We start from the raw sequence: 17,939 nt of genomic DNA on the forward strand, positions 1-17,939 counted from the left end.
GTTTTGTCTCAGGTTTATTTGTACATGGGGCCTGCCGTGACGAACGGTCCGCCCTGATAGATGGTTGGAGCATCGCCGGCCGCTGGATAGTCTGCGCTATCTGGGAAATTGCCGGCGAATTCTGCGGAGCTATGCTTGGGCACATAGCCCAGGTGCGAAGCGTGCTTGTTGTCCCACCACTTGGTGGCGTTGTCCGAGGTGCCGAAGGTGATGGTGTGGCCCACGCGCGGCGTGAACAGCGAGCAGCGGATCAGTTCCACCAGGTCGTCGTAGGCGAGGTAGGTGACCATCATGCGCGGGTTCTTCGGCTCCGGGAAGGAGGAGCCGATGCGCAGGCACACGGTCTCGGTGCCGAAGCGGTCGTAGTAGTAGCGCGACAGCGCCTCGCCGAAGGCTTTCGACACGCCGTAGAAACCATCGGGACGCAGCGGCATGTTGGCGTCCACCAGTTCGGTGGTCTTGTAGTAGCCGACCACGTGGCTGGAGCTGGCGTAGATCACGCGCTTCACGCCGCACTTGTGGATCGCTTCATACAGGTGATGCACGCCGAGGATGTTGGCGTTCATGATCGGCTCGAATTGATCTTCCACCGAGATGCCGCCGAAGTGCAGCACGGCGTCCACGCCTTCCATCATCTGCATGACCTTGTCGCGGTCGCCCAAATCGCCGATAACGATTTCCTCGCCCTCGCCGGCGGGGCCGAGATCCTTGACGTCATTCAGGCGGACGACATCCGCCCATGCCTTGGCGCGCTCGCGCAGGACAGTACCGAGGCCGCCGCCGGCGCCGGTCAAGAGGATGCGTTTGAATGGTTTAGTAGTGCTCATGGGTTGCTTTTATGGGATGGTGAAGGTATTGTAGTTAAACGTTTAATCGCCAGTATATCCAAATTCTTCCCGAGGTCAATCGATTCATGAAAAAGCCCGTACCCACCATCCGCGACGTGGCCGCCGGCGCCGGCGTGTCCACCGCCACCGTGTCCAAGTTCGTCAACGGCACGCAGCGCTTTTCGCCGGCGGTGGAAGAGGCGGTAACGCGGGTGATCGCGCAGCTGGGCTACCGTTCCAACCCGCTGGCGCGCTCGATGATCAGCGGCCGCACGCAGAGCATCGGGCTGTCGGTGCTGGATGTGGCAAATCCGCACTTCAGCAGCGTGGTAAAGGGCGCCAACCGCGTGGCGCAGGCGCACGGCTACAACCTGCTGCTGGTCGATACCGAGGAAAACCCGGATCGCGAACGCCCGCTGCTGGAGGCACTGAGCCGCCGTGTGGACGGCATGATCGTCACCTCGCGCATCGCGGAATCGGAGATGGGCTGGATGCTGGATCTGGGCAAGCCGCTGGTGTTCCTCGGCTGCCTGGCGCAGCACGAGATTCCGTGGGTGGCCGGCGACGATCGTCGCGGCGCGGCCATGCTGACGCGGCATCTGGTCACGCTGGGCCACAAGCACATTGCCTATCTGGGTTTCTCCAAGTCGCGCCGCGACGAGGAGCGCCTGGCCGGCATCCGCGACTGCATGTCGGCCATGGGACTGGAGCTGACGGTGTTCGACGGCAGTGCGCCGTCGGCGCAGGAAGGGGAGCGCATGAGTTCTTCCATCCTGCTGGGCGCCACCCATCCCGATGCGCTGATCTGCTACAACGACTTGATGGCGATGGGCTTCATGAAAGCAGCGCAGACGCTGGGCTTCCGCGTGCCGGAAGAAATCTCGGTGGCGGGCTTCGATAACATCGACTTCGCCAACTACACCTCGCCGCCTTTAACCACGGTCGATCTGCAAAGTGAGCGCATGGGCGCGGCGGCCATGGAGCAGTTGCTGGCGCAGATAGACGTCAAGCCGGCCACGCACTCCACCATCATCGAGCCGCAGCTGGTGCTGCGCCATTCGACCGCCAACCGCAACGTGTAAGTGTTTACCTTATCGGCAAAATCGCCTACTATTTGTAAAACGTTTTCCATAATAATCGAGACACCATGAAATTCCTTCCCCAGACTTCCGCCGCACTGGTGGTGATGATGGCCTGCGCGCCATCATTCGCCGCCGCTCCGATGAACCGCATCGTGCAAGACAACGCCTATCAACAGCTGGACTTCTTCTTCAAGAAGCTGGTGGCGGAACGGGAAGGCATGCTGCTCGACGGCGCCTCGCCGTTCAAGAGCGGCGACAAGTTCTTGCCGGGGAAAGTGGCGGCGGGCCTGGGCCACGTGCTGCTCAACACCGCCAAGGACGATCCATCGCTGGAGCAGAAGCTCAAGGACTACCGCGACATCGCCGATATGACGGTCGGCATGGATAACCACACCTGGGGCATCTACTACTACATCGGCACACTGGTGAAGCTGAAGGAGGCGGGCTTGCTGGAGCGCGCCGTCAGCCCGGCCACGCTGGAGAAGCTGCGCAAGCAACTGGACTGGCGCACCTTCGTCACGCCGCAGTGGGATCTGATCAACTTGCCGACTAATTACTACGGCGTGGCGTTCAGCATCGCGCGCTTGCGTATGATGATGGGTTGGGAAGACGACAGCGCAGGTAAAGTCCTGCTCGACAAGATGCTGACCCATTACAAAAAATATTCCGGTGCTTACGGCTTCTCCGACGAGACCGACGGCGAGGGACGCTTCGACCGTTACAGCATTCTGCTGATCGCGGAGATCTGCGAACGCTTCCTCGAAACCGGCTTGCAGCCGACCGAGGAATTGAAAGGCTTGCTGCGCAAGGCCGCCGACATCGCGCTCAATGTCGCCAACACCGAGGGACAGGGCTTTAGTTTCGGCCGCAGCCTCGGGCCGTACGGCGAAACGGCGCTGATCGAAATCCTGTCGGTGTCGGCCTACCTTGACGTACTGACTACGGAAGAGAAGCAGTATGCCTATGCCTTCTCCTCGCGCATCGCGGAGCGCTATATGAACTTCTGGTACGACCCGGCCATGCACTCGCTTGATATGTGGGGCAAGGGCCGCCGCACCGATACTTATCGCGGCAAGCACCGTATCCTCGGCGAGAATTTCTCGTTGCTGCACCAGCTGATCTATACCAACGAGACGTGGAACAAGGCCGGTTTCAAGGACGTACAGCCGAAGACCGATCTGCAAGCGTGGCTGGACAAGAACCGCCCGCAGTTCAGCACCACCACCTTCGCCAAGGGCGAATACGACCGCGCGCTGGCTATCTTCCGCGACGGCCCGCACGTGGTGAGCCTGAATATGATTAACGGCGGCGGCAGCCAGCATGACAACAGTCCTTACTACCCGCTGCCGTTTGCGCCGAATCTGATTTCCGGTGTGGCCGATAGCGGCGGCGCGCATCCGCAGCTGCTGCCGAAGTTCACCATGGCCGACGGCGCGCAGCTGATCGGCGCGGCGTGGATCAAGGACATCCAGACCGGTAAGGATGGCAAGCGCTATACCGTGTCATACCGTCAGGACGAGCTGGATCGCCTGGGCAAGAAAGGCCCGCAGAAGGACGCGCGCATAAAGCTGCGCACCACCTACACGCTGGAGCACGGCGTGATGACCCGCACCGATGTCTACACGCCGGTTGGCGCGCAAGAGGTGGAGAAGGTGACGCTGGAATTTGCCTCGTTCTCGGATCAGGCTACTATCAAGGGCAATACTGTCAGCTTCGCGCATGGCGCGGTGAAGGAGTACAGTGTCAGCGGCTTGCAGCAGTGCGCCGCGGCGCCGACCAGCGGTGACAAGGAATTCATGGCGCCCTACGGCCCGATGAAAACACTGGTCACCTGCAGCATCGGCAAGCTGACCATGAAGGAACCGTTGACGATCAAGTGGACTATTAAATATCAATAAAAGGAGACATGGATGCGACAAGTGTGGAAGCTGCTATTAGCAAGCTGCCTGGCCGCGAGCTTCGCGGCGACAGCGCAAGATGATGCACCGGGACAGGCGCAAGCCAACAAGGGCACCAGCCCGCGTGCCGAACTAGCCAAGCAGCCGCCCACGCTGCAAAACATCTATGGCCGCCAGCACTTGTCGCTGAACGGCCGCTGGCACTACATCATCGATCCTTACGAGACGGGCTTCTACAACTATCGCCGCCAGCCGTTCGATCAATCGCCGACCGGCGCGGGCGGCTACTACGATGACCGCCAGCCCAAAGATAAAGATGACGCGGTCGAATACAACTTCGACACCTCGCCGACCATGGCGATTCCCGGCGACTGGAACTCGCAGGGCGCGAAGCTGGAATTCTACGAAGGCACGGTGTGGATGCGCCAGAAGTTCAACGCTGCGCCCAAGGACGGCAAGCGCTACTTCCTCTACTTCGGCGCGGTCAATTACGAGTCGCACGTCTACTTGAACGGCAAGAAGCTCGGTAGCCACAAGGGCGGCTTCACGCCGTTCCAGTTCGAGGTGACGGGCCGCCTGCTGCAAGGCCAGAACACGGTCGTGGTCAAGGCCGACAACACGCGCCATCAAGACGATATCCCGACCGTGAATACCGACTGGTGGAATTACGGCGGCATCACGCGCGACGTGCTGCTGGCTGAAACGCCGGACACCTACATCGAGGACTATCAAATCCAGCTGGCCAAGGGCGATATGGGCCGCATTGAAGGTCACGTTCAATTGGCTGGCTCCAAGGGTAAAGGCGGCGCGCAGGAAGTCACCATCTCCATCGCGGAACTGGGCGTGAAGACCGTGGTGCGTACCGACGCCAATGGCCGCGCCGCCGTCAGCATCGCGCTGCCGAAGAATAAGGTGCGCTACTGGTCGCCGGAAGATCCCAAGCTGTACAACGTGACCATTGCCGGCGCGACCGACACGCTGAATGACCGCATCGGCCTGCGTACCATCGAAACGCGCGGCCACGATATTCTGCTGAACGGCAAATCCATCTTCATGCGCGGGATCTCAATACACGATGAGAATCCGCTGATCCCCGGCCGCCTGCGCGGCGAGGGCGATATGCGCATGATGCTGCAATGGGCCAAGGACATGAACTGCAACTACGTCCGCCTCGCGCACTATCCGCACAGCGAAGAGATGGTCAAGCTGGCCGACGAAATGGGCCTGCTGGTATGGGCCGAGGTGCCGGTGTACTGGACCATCTCGTGGGAGAAGCCGGAAGTCTACGCCAACGCGGCGAAGCAGCTGACCGACCTCGTAGTGCGCGATAAGAACCGCGCCAGCGTTGTGATCTGGTCGATCGGTAACGAGACCCCGGTAAGCCCGGTGCGCACGGAGTTCATGGGCAAGCTGGCCGATACCGTGCGTTCGCTGGACCGCACCCGCCTTGTCGGCGCGGCGCTGGAAGTGCATCGCACCGGCGACGCGGTGACGGTGGAAGACCCGTTGGCCGAGAAGCTCGACCTGGCCAGTTTCAATCAATACGCGGGCTGGTACTGGTCCAACAATAAGGAGATGATGAAGTTCTCCTTCAAGGTCAATTACAACAAGCCGGTGCTGGTGACCGAGTTTGGCGCTGATGCGCTGGGTGGTTACCACGCTGACACCGACACCAAGTGGAGCGAGGAGTATCAGGACCAGCTGTACAAGAACACCTTCAAACTGCTGGATGCGATTCCTGGCCTGCGCGGTATAACGCCGTGGATTCTGACGGACTTCCGTTCGCCGCGCCGTCCGAACCCTTATTTCCAGGACTACTGGAACCGCAAGGGCTTGATCTCGGAGACCGGCAAGAAGAAGCTAGCCTTCTACACGCTGAAGTCCTACTACGAACAAAAACAGCAGCAATATAAATGAAGACTAAATACATCGCTGCCGCCATCGGTGCGGCCTTCGCCCTGTGCGCGCAAGCGCAGGACACACAAATCGACCGCAAGGTCACGGACTTGATGAAGCAGATGACGGTGGCCGAGAAGGTCGGCCAACTGCACCAGCTGTCCGGCCGCCAGTTCACCGGCCCAACCAGCAGCGCCTATGCTGACAAGCTGGCCGACATCCGCGCCGGCAAGGTCGGTTCGATGCTGAATGTAATCGGCGTGGCCGACACGCGCGAGATCCAGGCGCTGGCGCTGCAATCGCGCTTGAAGATTCCGCTGCTGTTCAGTCTTGACGTGATCCACGGCTACAAGACCGTGTTCCCGGTGCCGCTGGGCGAAGCTGCGTCGTGGGATATGGATGCGATTGAGCTGTCGGCGCGCATCGCGGCGAAAGAAGCCGCTGCCGCCGGCATCCACTGGACTTTTGCACCGATGGTAGACGTGGCGCGCGATCCGCGCTGGGGCCGCGTGATGGAAGGCGCCGGCGAGGATACGTATCTTGGCTCGAAAATCGCCGCCGCGCGCGTGCACGGCTTCCAGGGCAAGAAGCTGGGCGCCACCGATTCCGTGATGGCGACTGCCAAGCACTTTGCCGCCTACGGCGCGGCGATTGCGGGCCGCGACTACAACGCAGTCGATATGAGCGAGCAGCAGTTGTACGAGGTGTATCTGCCGCCGTTCAAGGCCGCTGCCGATGCAGGCGCCGCTACCTTCATGAACTCTTTCAATACGCTGAACGGCGTGCCGGCCACCGGCAGCGCGTTCCTGCAACGCGATATCTTGAAGGGCGCCTGGAAGTACAAGGGTTTCGTGGTCAGCGACTGGGGCTCGGTGCGCGAGATGGTGCCGCATGGTTACGCGGCTGATTTGTCCGACGCTGCCGTCAAAGCGATCAATGCAGGCAGCGATATGGACATGGAGGGCTATGCCTACAGCCAGCATCTGGAAGCTGCCGTCAAGGCGGGCAAGGTGAAGATGTCGGTGCTGGATGACGCAGTGCGCCGCGTGCTGACCAAGAAGTTTGAACTGGGCTTGTTCGACGATCCGTACCGCTACTCCGACGCCGCGCGCGAAAAGGCTGTGCTGGGTGACGCATCGCATCGCGCCGCTGCGCTGGATGTGGCGCAGAAGTCGATGGTGCTGCTGAAGAATGAGGGCAAGCTGCTGCCGCTGTCGCGCGAGGCCAAGCGCATCGCGGTCATCGGCCCGCTGGCCGACTCGCAGCGCGACCTGGAAGGCGGCTGGGTGGTGCAGGGCGAGCGCGCCAAGGTGGTCAGCATCGTCGAAGGCATCCGCAACCACGCCGGCAAGGCGGAGATCAGCTACGCGCAGGCTTGCGCGCCGGGCTGCGCCAGCAGCGAAGGCTTTGCCGACGCTGTCGCCACCGCTTCGCGTTCGGACGTGATCGTGCTGGCCGTGGGCGAAACGTGGGACATGAGCGGCGAAGCCAAGTCGCGCACCGATATCACGCTGCCGGGCCAGCAGGAAGCGCTGTTCAACGCGCTGAAAGCCACCGGCAAGCCGATCGTGGTGGTGATGCTGTCGGGCCGTCCGCTGGTGTTCAACACCATCGCCGACAAGGCCGACGCCATCGTCTACGCTTGGTTCCCCGGCACCGAGGGCGGCAACGCGGTGGCCAATGTGCTGTTCGGCGATTACAACCCGTCCGGCAAGCTGCCGATCACCTTCCCGCGCAGCGTGGGGCAGATTCCGCTGTCATACGCGCAGTACAACACCGGCCGCCCGGTGGTCGATGAGAAGAACATCGTTTATCGCTCGGCCTACATCGATTCCGTGAACACGCCGCGCTACGCCTTCGGCCATGGTCTCAGCTACACCGACTTCAAATACAGCGGCCTGGCCTTGAGCAGCGCTACGCTGGCGGGCGCGCAGAAGGCGACGCTGTCGTTCGATCTGACCAACAGCGGCAAGGTGGAGGGCACGGAGATCGTGCAGATGTACTTGCGCGATATGGTGTCGTCGGTGGTGCGGCCGCTGAAGGAATTGAAGGGCTTCCAGAAAGTTCACCTGAAGCCGGGCGAAACGCGGCGGGTCAGCTTTACCATCGACCGCGATACGCTGTCCTTCTTCAACAGCCAGTTGAAGTGGAGCGCGGAAGCGGGCGAGTTCAAGCTGATGGTCGGCAGCGCGTCGGACGATCTTCGTCTTGAAGGCACGCTGCGGCTGACGCAGTAAGGTCAGCGCAGTTTCAGCATCTTCGGCAGCTCGCCGCTTTTCTCCAGCGCCTCAATAGCGCTGTTGAAAGTGGCGACGCCGATGTCGCTGGTGCGCGAGACGGCGCATTTAGTCTTCACTTCATACACCGTCAAGATGTGATAGCCCGGCGGGACTTTGCCGTTTGCGATCTGCTTGTCGATGAGGTTGCGCGGCAGCACCAGATAGTCGAAGCGTCCGGCCAGCCACTTGCGCATCGAGAGGTTGCTCGATGGCGCATCGTCGCGGATGTAGTCTTGCCCCAGTATCTTTTCCAGTTCCGGGTAGTGGAAGCCGAGCACTGTGCCGAGGCGCTTGCCGCGCAGGTCGGCCACCGTGGCCGGCGCCGGTACGCGCGGCGACGTGACCACCACTTCGCTGATCGGAATGAAGGCGCGAGTCCACTCGACATCGCCCGGCAGCCACTCGGGCAGGTAGCTGCACAGGATATCGCCATCGCCATTTTCCAAAGCGCCCATGATGCGGTTGCGCGGCAGGCGCACGTACTGCACCGGACGGCCTAGCTGGCGCGCCAGCGCCGCCCCTAGCGTATCTTGAAACGTGGTCGGCGGCTGCGGCGCGGCGGTCAGCAGGTTGTCGACTTTTTCGACGTAGCGCAGCGGCGGTTTATCGGCGGCTTGGGTGGTCAGGGTGGCCAGAGCGGTCATCAGCAGGGCGGTCGTACAAACAGTAAATCTCACAGCAAGCCTTTCTGCATATCGGCTACTTCCTCGTTCAGCCAGTCGCAAAAGTGCGTGATCTTGCTCATGCCTTGCTTGCTGCGGCTGATGATAATGCGGTAGCCACGGCGATACGGGGCACTCTCGCACTTCACCATTTTCAGCGCGCCGCTGCGCAGGTCTTCGCTGGCGATGGCGTGCGAGACCAGCGCAATGCCCTGTCCCGCCACCGCCGACTGCACCATCACCGCGAAGTTGGTGAACGCGCGCGAGAAGTTGTACTTGCCCTTGAGTGCATTGTTCTGGCGTAGCAGCGCGATCCAGGTGTCGGTGGTGAATTCGTGCAGCAGCGGGTAGTGGTGCAGGTCGGCCAGCGTGATCTCGGTGGCGCCGGGCGGCAGCAGCGACGGGCTGTAGACCGCCACCAGCCGGTCGTGGAACAGCAGGCCCGGATCGCCGGGCACCACGTCGTAGGTGCGCAGCGCGATGTCGGTGCTGCCGTCGTCCATGTTGACCAGTTGATCGCTGGAGTCGATGCGGATATCCAGGTCCGGGTACTGCTGGGTGAAGCGGGCAATCCGCGGCACCAGCCACTTGATCGCCAGCGAGTGCGTGGTCGAGATGCGCAAGATTTTTTCTTCGTCGCCGGTTTGCAGGGCGGCGACCTTGGTATTCAATTCGGCCAGCGTGCGGCGCACGGTGGCGGCCAGTTCCTGGCCTTTTTCGGTCAGCGCGATATGGCGCGGGTGGCGCACGAAAAGCTCGAAGCCAAGCGCCTCTTCCAGCTGTTTCACCTGCAAGCTGATGGCGGCCGGGGTCTTGTGCAACTCCTGCGCGGCCAACTTAAAACTCCCCCAGCGCGCCGCGCAATCGAAATCGAGCAGGCCGGACAAGGAACGCAGCGGTTTTGCCATGGGCAAGTTTTTCTTATTCAAATAGCGAAAATAACTCGTTTGATAACACCTCGAGACTGGCAGAAAATATAACCCATAAGCCGCCAAAACTCCAATGAACAAGTTTTTTTGAAGGAGATTGCCATGTACCAGACCGCCGCTCCCGCCTGCAAGCCCGCCTGCGTCCAGCCGCCCGCCGAGCCATTCGCGCCCAAATTTTCGGCAGAGCTAATGAAACTGCTGTCGCAACTGGTGATGCTGCGCTGAGTTAGTGCGGCGATAATTCCGGGCTGGTCAGCCGTTCGAGGTTGGCCAACCATTGGATGGCGTGGCTGCGGGTGTCGCCGCACATATCGGCGGCCGGTTGCAGGCCGGCGCAGACGGCGGGGCGTTCGGCGCGGCCGAAGATCAGGCAGCGGTTGTCGTCGTCCAATTGCACGCAGCGCACGCCCGCCGGTTTACCGTGCGGCATACCGGGGATGGGGCTGGTGATGGAGGGGGCCGTGCAGCAGGCGCCGCAGCTTGGCCGGCACTCCAGCGTGGCGGCGTTCGAATTCATAGGGGCGATATTTTACCGCGCTTCTACATCCGCCAGCCATTTTGCTACTTGCGCCGCCACCCAAGGGCCGTCGTCCAGCGGCAGGTCGTGACCTGCGTTCGGATGCACTTGATGCGGCGCTTGCCACGCACGCGCGAGCTTGGACGAGCAGCGCGGATCGACTAGCTGATCGCCTTCGCTGCTCAGGATCAGTACCGGCATGGCCGGCCGCGCGGATGGCGCGCGGAAGCGGGCGGCAGACCACAGTTGGCGCAGCGCGTTGGTGCGCGTGACGGGGAATTCGCGCTGGTAGTCCAGCCACTGCGCCAGCAGTTGCGCGCGCTGCGCAGCGTCGGCGCTGCGGCTGGTCAGGCGCAAGATCAGGCGCTCCTGGTTTTCTATGCCGCCTCGTACCATCAGCTTCAAGATAGCCGGGTAGTTCTGCCAGCGCAGCCTTTGGTGAAAGCGGCTATACGGCCGCATGCTGGTGTTGATTAACACGCAGCGCGCAATCTCCTGTGGATAGCGGCTGGCCCATTCCACCGCCACCATGCCGCCCAGCGACAACGCCAGCAGCGAGTAGGGTGCCGGCATGCCGCGCGCGCGCAAGTCTAGCCGGCAGAACTCCACCATCTGCGCCACTGTGGTCGCGCTGCGCATGGCGTGGCGCTGGCCGTTGCCCGGCAGGTCGGGCGTGATGATGCCGGCATCCGGCAGCACGCGCGCCAGTTCGGACGGAAAGCCACCCCAGTGGCGCTGCTCGCGCATCAAGCCGCGCAGCAGGATCCAACTACTCATGAGTGATACCACTGCGCCAGCGCGCGGCGGTGCTGTACCTTGCGCGCCATGCCTTCCGGCGTCCAGCGTCCGTGGCTGCTGGCGGCGCGCATCAGGAAATCGAACAGGATCAGGTGGCGCCGCAGCACGCGCTGCAAGCGATGGCGCGCGGTGGGGTTGAAGATGGCGATGCGGTCAAAAATCTGGCGCGGATTTTTCTTCACCCACAGCCACGAGCCCATCTCCAAGGTCAGTGGCAGGAACACGTGGTTGCTGTTCAGGTACAGGTAGTCCCACAGGTCGCCGTGGGTGCGGTACTGGCGGCTCTGCGGCTCGAACACGTAGTTGTGGTTCGGGTAGGCGGTGCTGAATAATTCTTCCAGCGCGCCGATGTCGGCCAGGTGCGCAATCGGCGTGGCGGTGTGCGCATGCGGGAACCAGATGCGGTCGCGCAGGCCGAAGCCGGAGTGGCAGTCGAGCGCCATGCTGAATCGGCGCGACACCAGTTCGCGCTGCACCACGTCGCACACGGCCTGGCTTTCCGGCTCCATCGGCGCGCCCTCGGCGCCGCGATACCACGGCAGGTGATGGCTGTAGCGCTGCCCGCCCAGCATGAACGGCACGCGCTCGACGGCGCTGAGCGGCGCATTGCGCATCAAGTCCACGCCTTGCGGATTGCAGCGCGTCGCCTGCCACATGCCGCCCGGGTTCACCAGCGGCATGAATACCAGCCGCATCGACTCCAGTTGCTGGTGCAAGGTGGCGTCCCAGCGCAGCCGCGCCAGCAGGCTTTCCATGAACGACAGCACCACCTGCGTGCCGATGCGCTCCAAGCCGTGAATGCCGCCGAAGAAGCCCAGCGCCGGCACGTCCGGGCTCGGATTGCCCAGCGCGATGGTGTAGACCGGGAACTGGCGGCCGTCCATGGCCACCGTGCAGGAAGTGCCAACTTCGAGATGCCGTCCGCCTTCGTCGATCAGGCGTTTCAGGGTAATGAGTTCGGGCAGATTCTTCTCGGGCATGGCGGGCAACGCAAAAAGATGTGACGCACAGTGTAGCCTATTGTGCGCCGCTAGTCCGCCGTCGCCGCCAATTCGAGCAGTGTTTCGCGGAAGGTGCCGACCAGCGGCCGCAGGTTGATGCGGTGCCACGCCGCCCACAGCGGCGCGCGGTAGCTAAACCACGGCAGCTCGCGCAGCACCACGCCCGGCGGCACTTGATGGCGCAGGCCTTGCTGCACCATCGCGATGCCCAATCCCGCCGCCACCAGACTGAGAGCGGTGACAGGCTCGCTGGCTTCCATCTTGATCAGCGGCGTGAAGCCGGAGCGCACGCAGGCCGAGACGAAGTTGTGGTGATGCTCGCCCGTTTCGTAATGGCGCACGGCGATCCATTCCTGCGTGGCGAGGTCGGTCGGCTGCAAATTCTCGTGCGCGCACAGCGGATGATCTTCGGGCAGGGCCAGCATCATCGGGTCGCTCAGCACGCGCACGCGTTCAAGGTCGGGATCATCTTCGGCCGGCGGATCGCACACCAGCGCGATATCGAGGCTGCGCTGGCGCAGGCCTTCCAGCTGCTCGGACGAGTACAGGCTATGCAAGGCGACGTGCACATTCGGCCGCTCGGCGCGCAGCGCGCGCAGGCCGGCCGGCAGCACGCCCGCGTGCATGGCGTTTTCCACGTAGCCGATGCACAGGCCACCCTCGTCGCCGCGCCCCAGGCGCTTGGCCAGCGCTTCCAGCCGCTTGGCATGGGTCAGGAAGGCCTGCGTCTCGGCGAGGAAGGTGCGGCCGTCGCGGGTCAGGCGGATGCGCTGCTGGCTGCGTTCAAACAGCGTCAATCCCAGCTTTTCCTCCAGCTGGGCGATCTGCCGGCTCAACGGCGATTGTGAGATGTGCAGCTTCTCGGCGGCGCGCCCCACGTGCTCCTCTTCGGCCACGGTGACGAAGTATTGAAGTTGGCGGATGTCTAACATGTTAGACCTTTCGTGTCTTAAGTTGTGCAAATTATGTCTTGGACAGTCTTATCTCGTCAATCTAAACTTCGATCCAAGTTCTTCATTTACCCTTTGAAAGGAATCGAAATGAGCATCCGTAACAAACTGAAAAGCAAGCTGGGCTTCGGCACCGCTCCCCTGGGCAATATGTTCCGCAACATCCCTGACGCCGAGGCGCTGGCTACCGTGCAAGCGGCCTGGGACAAGGGTGTGCGCTACTTCGACACCGCACCGCTGTACGGCGCCGGCCTGTCGGAAATCCGCCTCGGCGAGGCGCTGGCCGGTCACAAGCGCGACGAGTACATCTTGAGCAGCAAGGTTGGCCGCGTGATCCTCGATGAAGTGGAAGATCCGGCCGCCCGCCAGCTGGGCGAGAAGGGCGGCGTGTTCCAGTTTGGCCGTCCTAACAAGATTGTTAATGACTACAGTGCCGATGCTACCCTGCGCTCGATCGAGGACAGCCTGAAACGCCTGAAGACCGACCACCTGGACATCGTGTTCGTGCACGACGTGGCGCAGGACTTCTACGGCGATGAATGGCTGATCCAGTTCGAAGCCGCCCGCACCGGCGCCTTCCGCGCGCTGGATCGCCTGCGCGATGAAGGCGTGATCAAGGGCTGGGGCCTGGGCGTGAATCGCGTCGAAGCGGTGGAACTGCTGCTCGACTTGAACGAGCCGAAACCGGACGTGACCCTGCTGGCCGGCCGCTACACGCTGCTCGACCACGAACGCGCCTTGCAGCGCCTGATGCCTGCCGCGCTCCAGCAAGGCATGGACATCGTGGTCGGCGGCCCTTACAGCTCGGGCATCCTGGCCGGCGGCGCGCACTTCGAGTACCAGCAGGCGTCGCCGGAAATCATCGCCAAGGTGGAGCGCATCAAGGCCATCGCCCAGCGCCACAACGTCAGCGTGAAAGCAGCGGCTTTGCAGTTCGCGCTGGCCAATCCGGCCGTGGCAGCGGTCATCCCAGGCGCCAGCCGCCCGGAGCGCATCGAGGAAGATCACGCCGCGCTGAATGAAAAGCCATCGGCTGCCTTCTGGCAGGAGATGCGTGAACAAAAACTGGTGTCGGCCGCTGCGCCGCTGCCTGGCGACGCGAAGGAGTAAGAACATGGCCAGCACTATCGCAAGCATCCAGCTTCCCGTGAGTGCGGGCCGTGTGTGGCAACTGATCGGCGGCTTCAATGCGCTGCCCGATTGGCTGCCCTACATTCCGCACAGTGAATTGAGCGAAGGCGGCCGCGTACGCACGCTCGCCAACCCGGACGGCGACGCCATCGTCGAACGGCTGGAAGCCTACAACGACAAGGAGCGCTACTACAGCTACTCGATCCTGAAGGCGCCGTTCCCGTCGAAGGACTATTACGCGACGCTGCGCGTGAAGCCGGATGGCGAGTCGGCCTCCGTGGTCGAGTGGTCGGGCAGTTTTACGCCGGTGGGCGTCAGTGAACAGGAAGCGGTGCAGCTGTTCAACGGCATTTACACCGACGGCTTGCAGGCCTTGAAGGAAAACATCCTGCGCACGCCGCCCGGCGCAACCACCGCTTGACCAGCCCTGACGGCCTGGCGCCGGAATGGGGCTAAGCTTTACGGCGGCACACCAGCGCGATCTGCTCACGCAGCCAGCGCTGGGCCGGGTGAGCCTCATTGCGGCGATGCCAGTGCAGCACGAAGGGCACTGGCGCCAGCGCGATCTCCTTCGGCAGCGACAGCAGCGCAAGCTGGTCGCGCAATCCACTTCCATGCACCGCGCCTTCCATCATTGTTGCCAGCAAATCGCTGTTGGCGATGATGGCCGGCGCCGCGTACATCTGCGGCAGCGTGATGGCGATATCGCGCTTGCGCTCCAGTTGCGCCAGTACGGTGTCGACATGGCCGACGCCATCGCCCTCCGGCGATACCAGCAGGTGCTGGCAGGCGAGGAAGGCGTCCAGCGACATCTTCTTCTTGGTGAGCGGATGCTTCTTGCGCGCCACGCACACAAAGCGTTCTTCAAACAGCGGCATGGTGGGAATGCGTGGCGTACTACCACCCTGTACGCCGATGGCAGCATCGGCTGCCCCCGCGTCCAGCAGCGCCAGGGCGTCGTCGCGCGCGGTGAACGAGCGCACGCGCAGCGCAACATTTGGCGCCAGTTGCGACAGCCGTTTCTGCAACGCGGGCAGCACCGTGAACGCCGGATGATCCGACAGGCCGATAGTGAAGCGGATGGTGGAGCGGCGCGGGTCGAAGTCCTGCGTAAATTCCAGCGTGCGCTGAATGCTGGCCAGGGCTTCGGCCAGCGGCGCGGCCAGTTCCAGCGCGCGCGGCGTCGGCTGCAGGCCGCTGGCGCTGCGCACGAACAGCTCGTCCTTCAGCAGCAGGCGCAGTCGCGATAGCGCGGCGCTCATGGCGGGCTGGGTGCGGCCGATGCGCACGCCCGCGCGCGTGACGTTACGCTCGCACATGAGCGCATCGAAGGCCACCAGCAGGTTAAGGTCGATTCCATGAAGATCCATGAAATGGATGATACTGCATATCCATTATCGATTGGACTTGTGTGCGGCGGCGGCGCTACAGTGAGCGGGTCAACAACTCACTTGGGAACCGCAGCATGACTATGCAGGAAAATGGCCTGACCACGGCCCAGCAGCAAGCGATTGAAAACCTTTACCGCGCCTTCAACGAGCAGAATCCCGCCTTGCTCGATCTGGCGCTGACGCCGGGCTGGCATGACATTCCGCTCGGCCCCGGCCAGCAGCCAGGCCGGCAAGGCATGCGGCCGATTGTCGCCATGTTCACCGCCGCCTTCCCGGATGTGAAGATTACGATCCACGACATCTTTGGCCGCGATGGCCGCGCCGCGGTGCGGGCGGAGATCACCGGCACCCATCGTGGCGAGTTCTTTGGCATTCCCGCCACCGGCAAGCCGATTGCGATCGCCATCCACGAATTCCACCATTTGACGGCGGATCGCATCACCCACACCTGGCACCTGGAGGATTGGTTTGCGATGCTCAACCAGGTGGGCGCATGGCCTGCGCGCTGATCACCGCCACCGCGCCGCCGGACGGCGCCAGCTTCAGCGTGATGCTTTGGGCGGCGCTGACCTTGCTGGCGCTGGCCTTCAAGTGATTGGCATCGGCGCCATCTTGCAGCAGCTGCGCATTGAACGTGCCCTTGCCGAGGAAGGACAGCGGCACCTTCAGCGTGCGTCCGGCCTCATTGGTCATCGCGCCGATGTACCAGGTGTCGCCCTTGCGGCGCGCGGAGACGATGTACTGGCCAATGTCGCCGGCCAGGATGCGCGTTTCGTCCCAGGACGTCGGCACGGTTTGGATGAACTCCGCGCCGTCTGCCCATGAGCCGTCGGCATTCTTGTAGGCGGCCGGGCTGTCGGACACCATCTGGAACGGGCTGTCGTACACCACGTACATGGCAATCGCCTGGCCGCGCGTGGTCATCACCTGCGGTTCGTGATTGCGGTGAGCGAAGGAGGACGGCGTGGCGTTGCGGAAGCCGCCCGGCGTGTAATCCATCGGGCCGAGGATCATGCGCGTGAACGGCAGCGTGACATTGTGCGTTGCCGTGATACGCGCGCTCCACTTATTGTTCTCCGCTCCGAGTACGCCTTCCTGCGTGATGTAGTTGGGCCAGGTGCGGTTCAAACCATTGGGCGGATAGGCGCCGTGCAGATCCACCATCAGCTGATGTTCGGCGGCCTTGCTCAGCACCTTGTGATACCAATCGACCATCTCCTGGTCGTTGCGGTTCATGAAGTCCACCTTGATGCCCTTGACGCCCCATGCGGCGTATTGCCGGAAGGCGGCGTCCATCTGGTTGTCCAGCTGCTGCCACTGCACCCACAGCCACACGCCCACGCCTTGCGACCTGGCGTATTGGAGCAGGGCCGGCATGTCCAGCTGCGGCTTGGCGCGGGTGACGTCGGCTTGCGGATTGGGTTCGACGTCGCTGCCGACCGACCAGCCTTCATCGATCAGGATATCGTCCAGCTTCATCTCTTTTGAAAAATCGACGAAGGCCTTGTAGGTGGCGGTGTTCACACCTGCATTCGGCACGTTGATCGCCCAGTCGTTCCACCAGTCCCACGAGGTCTTGGAAGGCTTGATCCAGCTGGTGTCCTTGATTTGCGACGGCGCGGCCAGCGTTGGAATCAGCGACGACGCGGCGAGGTCGCCCGGCGCGTCACCCAGCATCACCACCCGCCACGGCGTCTGGAAGCCTTGCCCCTTCAATTGCACGTTGGCGGAGACGGATTTGCGGAAGCGGTAATCACGGTTGTTGTCGAAGCGCGGCGGCAGCGTGACCATCACGCCCAGGCCCGCGTCACCGCGGCCGGAGAGGTAGAAGCCGGGATAGTTCTTCACATCCGATTCGGCGATGGCGAAGGTGGTGCTGCCGGTCTTGCACACCAGCGGCGCGATGAAGTTGTGGAAGTTGCGGATGGCCGAGGCCTTGGTCTTATCGTATTCGGCCTCGAAGCTGGTGTCGAAGCGGCCCATATTGGCGCCCCAGCAGTCGTAATCCCTGGCGAAGTTGAACTGGGTGGCCTCGTTCATCACTTTGAAGGACGACAGGCCGGCCTGCTCCGGCACCGCGTAGCGCAGGGCCACGCCGTTGTCGTAGGCGCGCACCAGCAGCTCGAATTGCGGCGCCTTGCCGTTGGCGGCAAACGCCAGCGTCGATTCGTTGAAATGATCCGGCGCGCTGCGCGCCTTGCCGGCCACGATGTCGTAGGTGTCCTTCACCGAGCGCCCGGTGTGCCCGCTCAACTTGGCGCCGGCGCCGAGGGAGCCGATGTCGAGGTTGAGGCCCAACGGCGAGGCGCCGATGACCGGCTTGCCGTCGCGGCTGACGGCGTAGGTCAGCTTGTCGCTATCGATGGTGACGAGGTTGCGGCCATCGGGCGACTTGACCGTCACCGTGGCCGCACCGGCCGATGCGGCCACGGCGGAAAAAACCAGCAAGCTTGCAGCGCGGATGGGATCTACCATGGGGTGACGTCTCCTTTATTTGCATGGGCCAGGTCTTGGCCTTGGGCTGGAAAAATGTACAGTGCGCACGTTAATCTTTCAACCAGAGTTTGCGTTTGCGGCC

General features: G+C 62.8%; 17 protein-coding genes. 8 read left to right on the forward strand and 9 right to left on the reverse strand.

Going from position 1 to position 17,939, the window contains the following annotated elements; all coding sequences use genetic code 11:
* Positions 1-14: 14 nt before the first annotated feature.
* Positions 15-827 (reverse strand): NAD-dependent epimerase/dehydratase family protein, encoded by an 813-nt coding sequence (locus GTP45_RS23720; RefSeq protein ID WP_161016339.1) that lies wholly within the window; start codon positions 825-827, stop codon positions 15-17.
* 86 nt (positions 828-913) lie between these two features.
* Between GTP45_RS23720 and GTP45_RS23725 the strand changes: the two genes are divergently transcribed.
* From GTP45_RS23725 to GTP45_RS23740, 4 genes are all read left to right on the forward strand, one after another.
* Positions 914-1,909 (forward strand): LacI family DNA-binding transcriptional regulator, encoded by a 996-nt coding sequence (locus tag GTP45_RS23725; protein ID WP_161016340.1) that lies wholly within the window; start codon positions 914-916, stop codon positions 1,907-1,909.
* 65 nt (positions 1,910-1,974) lie between these two features.
* Positions 1,975-3,807: a hypothetical protein gene (locus GTP45_RS23730; RefSeq protein ID WP_161016341.1), complete on the forward strand. Its 1,833-nt coding sequence runs from the start codon at positions 1,975-1,977 to the stop codon at positions 3,805-3,807.
* 12 nt (positions 3,808-3,819) lie between these two features.
* A complete protein-coding gene (locus GTP45_RS23735) occupies positions 3,820-5,724 on the forward strand; it encodes a glycoside hydrolase family 2 protein (RefSeq protein ID WP_161016342.1) in 1,905 nt (634 codons plus the stop codon).
* The gene (locus GTP45_RS23740; protein ID WP_161016343.1) at positions 5,721-7,940 is read left to right on the forward strand and encodes a glycoside hydrolase family 3 N-terminal domain-containing protein; all 2,220 of its coding nucleotides are present in this window, start codon (positions 5,721-5,723) and stop codon (positions 7,938-7,940) included. Before GTP45_RS23735 ends, GTP45_RS23740 begins: the two co-directional genes overlap by 4 nt.
* A gap of 2 nt (positions 7,941-7,942) precedes the next feature.
* On the opposite strand, the gene GTP45_RS23745 is transcribed toward GTP45_RS23740, so the two are convergent.
* On the reverse strand, positions 7,943-8,626 hold the full coding sequence (locus GTP45_RS23745) for a substrate-binding periplasmic protein (RefSeq protein ID WP_161016344.1): 684 nt from the start codon (positions 8,624-8,626) through the stop codon (positions 7,943-7,945).
* 29 nt (positions 8,627-8,655) lie between these two features.
* A complete protein-coding gene (locus tag GTP45_RS23750; protein WP_161016345.1) occupies positions 8,656-9,552 on the reverse strand; it encodes a LysR substrate-binding domain-containing protein in 897 nt (298 codons plus the stop codon).
* Positions 9,553-9,675: 123 nt separating this feature from the next.
* On the opposite strand from GTP45_RS23750, the gene GTP45_RS29060 reads away from it, so the two are divergent.
* On the forward strand, positions 9,676-9,798 hold the full coding sequence (locus GTP45_RS29060; protein WP_267876217.1) for a hypothetical protein: 123 nt from the start codon (positions 9,676-9,678) through the stop codon (positions 9,796-9,798).
* 1 nt (position 9,799) lies between these two features.
* Here GTP45_RS29060 and GTP45_RS23755 read toward each other — a convergent pair whose 3' ends face one another.
* The 4 genes from GTP45_RS23755 to GTP45_RS23770 are packed head-to-tail and all read right to left on the reverse strand — an operon-like array spanning position 9,800 to position 12,821.
* The gene (locus tag GTP45_RS23755; RefSeq protein WP_161016346.1) at positions 9,800-10,090 is read right to left on the reverse strand and encodes a YkgJ family cysteine cluster protein; all 291 of its coding nucleotides are present in this window, start codon (positions 10,088-10,090) and stop codon (positions 9,800-9,802) included.
* 12 nt (positions 10,091-10,102) lie between these two features.
* The gene (locus tag GTP45_RS23760; RefSeq protein ID WP_161016347.1) at positions 10,103-10,867 is read right to left on the reverse strand and encodes an alpha/beta fold hydrolase; all 765 of its coding nucleotides are present in this window, start codon (positions 10,865-10,867) and stop codon (positions 10,103-10,105) included.
* On the reverse strand, positions 10,864-11,868 hold the full coding sequence (locus tag GTP45_RS23765; protein ID WP_161016348.1) for a M14 family zinc carboxypeptidase: 1,005 nt from the start codon (positions 11,866-11,868) through the stop codon (positions 10,864-10,866). Before GTP45_RS23765 ends, GTP45_RS23760 begins: the two co-directional genes overlap by 4 nt.
* 50 nt (positions 11,869-11,918) lie before the next feature.
* On the reverse strand, positions 11,919-12,821 hold the full coding sequence (locus GTP45_RS23770; protein WP_161016349.1) for a LysR substrate-binding domain-containing protein: 903 nt from the start codon (positions 12,819-12,821) through the stop codon (positions 11,919-11,921).
* A gap of 108 nt (positions 12,822-12,929) precedes the next feature.
* Here GTP45_RS23770 and GTP45_RS23775 point away from each other — a divergent pair, with 108 nt between their 5' ends.
* Both GTP45_RS23775 and GTP45_RS23780 read left to right on the forward strand, forming a co-directional pair.
* The gene (locus tag GTP45_RS23775) at positions 12,930-13,949 is read left to right on the forward strand and encodes an aldo/keto reductase (protein WP_166454723.1); all 1,020 of its coding nucleotides are present in this window, start codon (positions 12,930-12,932) and stop codon (positions 13,947-13,949) included.
* 4 nt (positions 13,950-13,953) lie between these two features.
* Complete coding sequence (locus tag GTP45_RS23780) at positions 13,954-14,391, forward strand: SRPBCC family protein (RefSeq protein ID WP_161016350.1); 438 nt, start codon at positions 13,954-13,956, stop codon at positions 14,389-14,391.
* 31 nt (positions 14,392-14,422) lie between these two features.
* Here the strand turns inward: GTP45_RS23780 and GTP45_RS23785 are convergent, their stop codons facing one another.
* Positions 14,423-15,340, reverse strand: coding sequence for a LysR family transcriptional regulator (locus GTP45_RS23785; protein WP_161016351.1), 918 nt, complete (start codon positions 15,338-15,340; stop codon positions 14,423-14,425).
* 95 nt (positions 15,341-15,435) lie between these two features.
* Between GTP45_RS23785 and GTP45_RS23790 the strand changes: the two genes are divergently transcribed.
* Positions 15,436-15,870 carry an ester cyclase gene (locus GTP45_RS23790; protein ID WP_161016352.1) on the forward strand — a complete coding sequence of 145 codons (435 nt, stop codon included), beginning with the start codon at positions 15,436-15,438 and terminating at the stop codon, positions 15,868-15,870.
* Here the strand turns inward: GTP45_RS23790 and GTP45_RS23795 are convergent.
* Entirely contained in the window at positions 15,839-17,836 is a 1,998-nt protein-coding gene (locus tag GTP45_RS23795; RefSeq protein ID WP_166454724.1) for a glycoside hydrolase family 97 protein, read from the reverse strand. The two genes, GTP45_RS23790 and GTP45_RS23795, sit on opposite strands and share 32 nt — an antisense overlap.
* Positions 17,837-17,939 lie beyond the last annotated feature (103 nt).

The sequence above is a fragment of the Duganella rivi genome, assembly GCF_009857435.1.
GTDB lineage: Bacteria > Pseudomonadota > Gammaproteobacteria > Burkholderiales > Burkholderiaceae_D > Rugamonas > Rugamonas rivi.

What these genes read in the sequence shown, in the direction of transcription:
- GTP45_RS23735 (WP_161016342.1), top strand. Translation starts at nt 3,820, where the DNA reads ATGCGACAAGTGTGGAAGCTGCTATTAGCAAGCTGCCTGGCCGCGAGC.
- GTP45_RS23760 (WP_161016347.1), bottom strand. Translation starts at nt 10,867, where the DNA reads ATGAGTAGTTGGATCCTGCTGCGCGGCTTGATGCGCGAGCAGCGCCAC.
- GTP45_RS23750 (WP_161016345.1), bottom strand. Translation starts at nt 9,552, where the DNA reads ATGGCAAAACCGCTGCGTTCCTTGTCCGGCCTGCTCGATTTCGATTGC.
- GTP45_RS23770 (WP_161016349.1), bottom strand. Translation starts at nt 12,821, where the DNA reads ATGTTAGACATCCGCCAACTTCAATACTTCGTCACCGTGGCCGAAGAG.
- GTP45_RS23755 (WP_161016346.1), bottom strand. Translation starts at nt 10,090, where the DNA reads ATGAATTCGAACGCCGCCACGCTGGAGTGCCGGCCAAGCTGCGGCGCC.
- GTP45_RS23745 (WP_161016344.1), bottom strand. Translation starts at nt 8,626, where the DNA reads ATGACCGCTCTGGCCACCCTGACCACCCAAGCCGCCGATAAACCGCCG.
- GTP45_RS23795 (WP_166454724.1), bottom strand. Translation starts at nt 17,836, where the DNA reads ATGGTAGATCCCATCCGCGCTGCAAGCTTGCTGGTTTTTTCCGCCGTG.
- GTP45_RS23740 (WP_161016343.1), top strand. Translation starts at nt 5,721, where the DNA reads ATGAAGACTAAATACATCGCTGCCGCCATCGGTGCGGCCTTCGCCCTG.
- GTP45_RS23720 (WP_161016339.1), bottom strand. Translation starts at nt 827, where the DNA reads ATGAGCACTACTAAACCATTCAAACGCATCCTCTTGACCGGCGCCGGC.
- GTP45_RS23780 (WP_161016350.1), top strand. Translation starts at nt 13,954, where the DNA reads ATGGCCAGCACTATCGCAAGCATCCAGCTTCCCGTGAGTGCGGGCCGT.
- GTP45_RS23765 (WP_161016348.1), bottom strand. Translation starts at nt 11,868, where the DNA reads ATGCCCGAGAAGAATCTGCCCGAACTCATTACCCTGAAACGCCTGATC.
- GTP45_RS23725 (WP_161016340.1), top strand. Translation starts at nt 914, where the DNA reads ATGAAAAAGCCCGTACCCACCATCCGCGACGTGGCCGCCGGCGCCGGC.
- GTP45_RS23775 (WP_166454723.1), top strand. Translation starts at nt 12,930, where the DNA reads ATGAGCATCCGTAACAAACTGAAAAGCAAGCTGGGCTTCGGCACCGCT.
- GTP45_RS23730 (WP_161016341.1), top strand. Translation starts at nt 1,975, where the DNA reads ATGAAATTCCTTCCCCAGACTTCCGCCGCACTGGTGGTGATGATGGCC.
- GTP45_RS29060 (WP_267876217.1), top strand. Translation starts at nt 9,676, where the DNA reads ATGTACCAGACCGCCGCTCCCGCCTGCAAGCCCGCCTGCGTCCAGCCG.
- GTP45_RS23790 (WP_161016352.1), top strand. Translation starts at nt 15,436, where the DNA reads ATGACTATGCAGGAAAATGGCCTGACCACGGCCCAGCAGCAAGCGATT.
- GTP45_RS23785 (WP_161016351.1), bottom strand. Translation starts at nt 15,340, where the DNA reads ATGGATCTTCATGGAATCGACCTTAACCTGCTGGTGGCCTTCGATGCG.